This window comes from Paucibacter sp. XJ19-41 (assembly GCF_028462495.1).
GTDB lineage: Bacteria > Pseudomonadota > Gammaproteobacteria > Burkholderiales > Burkholderiaceae_C > Roseateles_E.
The window spans coordinates 1-5,422 of sequence record NZ_JAQOWX010000197.1; the positions used below are offsets into that span (position 1 = coordinate 1).

The window sequence follows — 5,422 nt, forward strand, 5'->3', positions numbered from 1 at the left end:
CGCGGCGCCGTCTGCGGCCCGCTGGTCCTCGGTCGGCGCGTCCCGCAGCGACTGGCGCAGCGCCTCGGCGAGATCGCCGGTCCAGAGCCGGCGCACGCCGCCCATCGCGACATAGTTCGCGACGCCCGGCGCGAACACCGGGTTGGCGACCGACAGCCGCTCCAGCAGCGCCTCCGGCAGCTTGGTGACCCGCGCCATCGCCGGGATGCGCATCACGCGGATCTCGGCCTCGGGCAGCGCATCGCAGGCATCGGCGATCAGGCCCGAGGTGATGAAGCCGCCGGACAGCGCCTGGTCGTAGACCAGGCCCAGCACCCGGTGGCCACGGCGGCGCGCGAAGTCGATGGCCGTGCCCAGATGGGCCATCGCCCGGTTGATGCCCAGCAGCTCGTCGCGCCGGCGCAGCTGCTGGCCCTGCGTGTCGATCAGCAGCAGGATGCTGCGGCCGGGGTGGCGGGTGAGCGTGTCGAGGATCACGCGCGCCTGGGCCAGGGCCAGGCGCACGCCGATCGGGGCATGAGCCGTGGTGCCGACGATGGTGATCGGTTCGCCGTCGAAAGTCACCGTGCCGTGCAGGAAGTCGCCATCGCGTTCGATGCCGTGCTCGGTGCCGAACAGCTGGCCGGCCAAGAGTTGCCAATCCATCGCGATTCCTCAGAGGGTGCGCAGGCCGCGCACGGCGGCCACGTCGAGATCGGGCACCTGGGCCGCCGCAGCGACGCCCAGACGGGTCCATAGCGTGGTGGCTTCGTCAGCGTCAGCGTCCCTGTCTTCGAGCAGGGTCAGGCGCGCGGCCAGCAGTGCATGTTCGGCCTCCAGGCTGGCCAGGCTCACCGGGCTGGGCGTGTCGAGCGCGGCCATCATGGCAATGGCGGCGGCGCGGAATTCGGCGACATCGTCGTCGACCAGCGCGTCGCAGTCGCCGCTCAGCCAGCGGTGCTTGCCGCCGGTGGTGCGCCAGACCAGGGCGCGGTCGCGGGCATCGAATTCCTCGACCCCGTGCGAAGCCTCGATGACCTCGGGCCCCGACATCGCGAGCCGTCCCCGGTCGCTCATCACCACGCGGTCGGCGCAGCGGGCCACGATGCCCATGCCGCCGAAGCAGCCGTTGGCGCCGCCGATCAGCATGATGACGGGGATGCCGGCCGCCCGCACATCGAGCACCGCGCGCATCAGCTCCGACACCGCGATCAGGCCGGCATTGGCCTCATGCAGGCGCACGCCGCCGGACTCGGCCAGCATCAGCACCGCGTCCGGCCGGTCCCGCAGTGCGCGCTGCAGCAGGCCGACCAGCTTGGCGCCATGCACCTCGCCGACGCCGCCGCCCATGAAGGCGCCTTCCTGGGCCGCGACGAAGACCGGCCGCCCGGCCAGCAGCGCCCGGCCGATGGCCACGCCATCGTCGAAGGCCGAGGGCACCCCCAGCTGCGCCAGATGCGGGCTGCTGAGCCGCTCGGTCGGCGGCAGCCATTCATGGAAGCTGCCGGGGTCGAGCAGCTGGGCCAGGCGCTCGCGCGCCGAGCACTCGGCATAGGACAGCGTCGGGCTCATGGCAGCAGCTCCTGCACGGCCTGGTCGAGCCGCAGGCCGACCACGGCGGGCGTCGCGCCCATATCGTTGATCGAGACCCGCAGGCCGGCGAGCTGATGGCGGCGCTGGAAGTCGTCCAGCACCGCCGCCCAGATCGTGCCGAAGCCGCGTGCCGAGGTCTGCACCTGGATCACGCAGTCCGGCCCTGCGACCGGTTCCAGCATCACCTCGAGATTGCCCGAGCCGACCACGCCGACCAGCACCGAGGCGAAGGCCGGCACGCTGCGGCTGCCGGTGAAGCGGAAGTCCAGGGTCTCCAGACCGGGTGGGATGGGGCTCATCGCTGTCTCTCCTGAATGGCTTGGCCGTGCTGCCCGCTCACCAGTTGCGGAAGCGCTTGGGCGGGTTGTAGAGCCCGCCCGAGGCCGTGACGATCTCGCGCATGCTGCGGGCGGCCAGCAGATTGCGGGTGGCCTGGCGCGGGTCGATGCCGAGGTCTTGCGGGCGGCGGATCACGCCGCGGTCGCGCAGGTTCTCGACGGCGCGCTGGTCGCGCCCCAGACCGACCGCGGTGTAGCCGGCCACGCCGCGTATCGCCTGCTCGCGCTCCTCGTCATTGCGGCACAGCAGCAGGTTGGCGATGCCCTCTTCGGTCAGGACATGACTGACATCCTCGCCGTAAATCATGATGGGCGGCAGCGCCATGCCGGCCTGCTGCTGCAGTTCCCAGGCGTCGAGCCGGTCGACGAAGGCGGGCTGCATATGCTCGCGGAAGGTCTCGACCATCTGCACCACCAGCTTCTGGCCACGTGGCGTGGCCGCGGCGCCGCTGAGGTGGCCGCGCGCCTCGCGCCCGGCCTTCAGCCAGGCCGGGCTGGCATGGCGCCGGCCGCGGGCATCGGCGCCCATATTGGGCGCGCCGCCGAAGCCGGCGATCCGGCCCAGCGTCGCGGTCGAGCTATTGCCCTGCAGGTCGATCTGCAGCGTGGAGCCGATGAAGAGGTCGCAGGCGTAGTGGCCGGNATTGGGCGCGCCGCCGAAGCCGGCGATCCGGCCCAGCGTCGCGGTCGAGCTATTGCCCTGCAGGTCGATCTGCAGCGTGGAGCCGATGAAGAGGTCGCAGGCGTAGTGGCCGGCGGCCTGGCAGAAGGCGCGGTTGCTGCGCAGGCTGCCGTCGGCGCCGGTGAAGAAGACATCGGAGCGGGCGCGGATGTAGTTCTCCATGCCCAGCTCGGAGCCGAAGGAATGGATGGACTCGACCCAGCCGGCCTCGATGGCCGGGATCAGCGCCGGATGCGGGTTGAGCGCCCAGTGCTGGCAGATTTTGCCCTTGAGCCCCAGCGATTCGCCATAGGTCGGCAGCAGCAGCTCGATGGCCGCGGTGTCGAAGCCGATGCCGTGGTTGAGCCGTTGCACGCCGTACTCGGCGTAGATGCCCTTGATCGCCATCATGGCCATCAGCACCTGGATCTCGCTGATCTGGGCCGGGTCGCGGGTGAACAGCGGCTCGATGAAATTGGGCGTCGGGGCCAGCACGACGAAATCCACCCAGTCGGCCGGCACATCGACGCGCGGCAGCGGCTGGCCGGCGGGCATGATCTCGTTGACCTGGGCGATCACGAGGCCGCCTGAGAAGGCGGTGGCCTCGACGATGGCCGGCGTGTCCTCGGTGTTGGGGCCGGTGTAGAGAGTGCCCTGGGCGTCGGCGGCCTGCGCGGCGATCAGCGAGACCTTGGGGGTCAGGTCGATGAAGTAGCGGGCGAACAGCTCCAGATAGGTGTGGATCGCGCCGATATTGATGCGCCCGGCGCTGACCAGCTTGGCCAGCCGCGCGCCCTGCGGGCCGGAGAAACTGAAGTCCAGCGTGCTGGCGATGCCGTTCTCGAAGATGTCCAGATGCTCGGGCAGGGCCAGCACCGACTGCACCATGTGCAGATCGTGCACCCGCTGCGGGTCCAGTTGGACCAGGGCCTTGGCCAGGAAGTCGGCCTGCTTCTGGTTATTGCCCTCCAGGCAGACGCGATCGCCCGCTTCGAGCACCGCTTCCAGCAGCCTGCCGATGGCCGCGCTCGCCACCCGCTTGCCGGTCAGCTCGGTCCCCAGCGCCTCGCCGGCGCGCGCGAGGCGGGCGCTGCGGTTGCGGGCTTTGGTGTCTCGGTTGATGCGGTCCATGGTCACGGACGGTACGGGCTGCGCCGCCGGCGGTCAATCAACCCGGGTGGCGAACGCTTACGGCCAGCGGAATGGTCGGCCGGCGGGTTCAGCTTGCCGGGATGCGCAGCGTGCGGCTGGCGGCCAGCAGGGCCAGCAGGGTCGGATCGCGCTCGCGGCTGCGCAGAAAGCACAGCGCGATGGACTGGCGCATCGCATAGCGCGGGTCCAGCGGGCTCAGCCGGACATTGGGCGGCAGCACGCTGCGCACGCGACCGGGCAGCAGCGTGCAGCCGATACCGCCCCCGACCAGGTTCATCAGCGAGAAGATGTCATTGGTCTTCATCACCACCTGCGGCTCGAAACCGGCCAGCCGGAAGGCGTCCATGAAGCGGCTGTAGGTCACGAAGCCTTCCTGCAGGCTGACGAAGCGCTCGTCCGCGCAGTCCTCCAGCGCGATGCTGGCGCGGCCGGCGTAAGCCGAGCCCTCCGGGGCCGCAAAGTAGATGTTGTCGTCGAACAGGGCCTGGCTTTCGAGGTCCGCGCAGCCCTCGGGCTGGCCGATCACGGCGGCGTCGATGCTGCCCTCTCGCAGCTTTTGCAGCAGGTCGTTGTTGGAGCCCAGGATCAGCTCCGCCTGCACATCGGGCTTGCGCAGCTTCAGCGCCATGATCAAGGCCGGCACGGTGCCGCTGGTCAGCGAGTACAGCGAGCCGATGCGGATGCGCTCCGAGCCATAGCCGGCCAGTGCCCGGGTGGCGCGCACGCCCTCGTCCATGCGCTGGAGAATGTCGCGCGCCACCTCGGCCAGCGCGTGGGCGGCTTCGGTCGGCTGCAGATTGCGGCCTTCAAGCCGGAACAGCGCGCAGCGGGTGCCGGACTCCAGCGAATGCAGCGCGCGATGGACGCTGACCGCGCTGATGCCCAGCCGCTCGGCGGCCCGCGCAAGGCTGCCGCTTTCAAGAAAGCTGATCAGGATCTCGAGCTTGCGAAACGTGATGTCTTCATGGATGCGAGGCAGCATGGGGCGATGATCGCATGGCCCCAGCGGCGCCGCTTCAGCAGGCCTGCGCCTCGGAACACAGCCTCAGCAGCCAGGTCCGGCCGTCCGCGCCGGCCTGGCGCAGCTGCACCGGCAGGTGCTGGCGGGCGGGGTCGAGCCAGACATCGAGCGCGGCGTCGTAAGGTCCCAGTGCCTCGCGCTGCAGATACAGCGCGTTCTCGACCGGGCCGACCGGCAGCTCCAGGTCCTCGCTGCGCTGCACGACAAAGCGCCAGTTCGCGAGATCGCCGCGCAGGCCGGCCACCGGCAGGCTCAGCTCGGTGCCGGGCCGGCGCAGCGCGGGGTTGGCGGCGGTCAGCGCGGCCAGCTGGATCATCCAGGTCAGCCGGTCCTGCACACCGGCCGGCAGCGGCAGCAGCGCGGGGCTGGCCGAGAAGCTGATCAGCCCCTGCGCGCGGCGGAAGTTGGTGGCCTGGCTGTCGCGGCCGCGGCGCTGCTGGGCGAAGCGCTCGGGGGCCAGGCCTTGCGCGTCGAAGCCGCCCTCGCTGCGCCAGCCGGGCAGGGTGCGGTCTGCCAGCTCGCGCTCCAGCCGGGCCTGGTAGTGCAGGCCATCGGGCTGCCAGCTCAGGCGGGCGATCCCGCCGGCCTCGCCCTGGCGCAGCTCATAGTGCCAGAGGAAGGCGGCAGGCGGCGCCGCGGCGATGAGCGGCGCGGCCGGGGGGCTCGGCATGGGCGCTT

At 71.0% G+C, this 5,422-nt stretch carries 6 protein-coding genes; all 6 read right to left on the reverse strand.

Annotation, left to right across the window (positions count from 1 at the left end; translation table 11 throughout):
- The coding region (locus PO768_RS27585) for a biotin-independent malonate decarboxylase subunit gamma (protein WP_272648614.1) at positions 1-645 on the reverse strand (645 nt) is incomplete at its 3' end.
- A gap of 9 nt (positions 646-654) precedes the next feature.
- Positions 655-1,551 (reverse strand): biotin-independent malonate decarboxylase subunit beta, encoded by an 897-nt coding sequence (locus tag PO768_RS27590; RefSeq protein ID WP_272648615.1) that lies wholly within the window; start codon positions 1,549-1,551, stop codon positions 655-657.
- Entirely contained in the window at positions 1,548-1,871 is a 324-nt protein-coding gene (mdcC, locus tag PO768_RS27595) for a malonate decarboxylase acyl carrier protein (protein ID WP_137942709.1), read from the reverse strand. The genes PO768_RS27590 and mdcC overlap by 4 nt, the downstream gene beginning before the upstream one ends.
- Before the next feature lie 37 nt (positions 1,872-1,908).
- Positions 1,909-3,702, reverse strand: a complete 1,794-nt coding sequence (locus PO768_RS27600) for a malonate decarboxylase subunit alpha (protein ID WP_272648616.1) — start codon at positions 3,700-3,702, stop codon at positions 1,909-1,911.
- Positions 3,703-3,790: 88 nt separating this feature from the next.
- Positions 3,791-4,705 (reverse strand): LysR family transcriptional regulator, encoded by a 915-nt coding sequence (locus tag PO768_RS27605; protein ID WP_272648617.1) that lies wholly within the window; start codon positions 4,703-4,705, stop codon positions 3,791-3,793.
- Between the two features lie 34 nt (positions 4,706-4,739).
- Positions 4,740-5,422 (reverse strand): DUF3108 domain-containing protein (locus PO768_RS27610; RefSeq protein ID WP_272648618.1); only part of this gene is annotated, 683 nt, incomplete at its 5' end.

Coding starts and splice junctions, on each gene's coding strand:
- PO768_RS27590 (WP_272648615.1), bottom strand. CDS start 1,551: ATGAGCCCGACGCTGTCCTATGCCGAGTGCTCGGCGCGCGAGCGCCTG.
- mdcC (WP_137942709.1), bottom strand. CDS start 1,871: ATGAGCCCCATCCCACCCGGTCTGGAGACCCTGGACTTCCGCTTCACC.
- PO768_RS27605 (WP_272648617.1), bottom strand. CDS start 4,705: ATGCTGCCTCGCATCCATGAAGACATCACGTTTCGCAAGCTCGAGATC.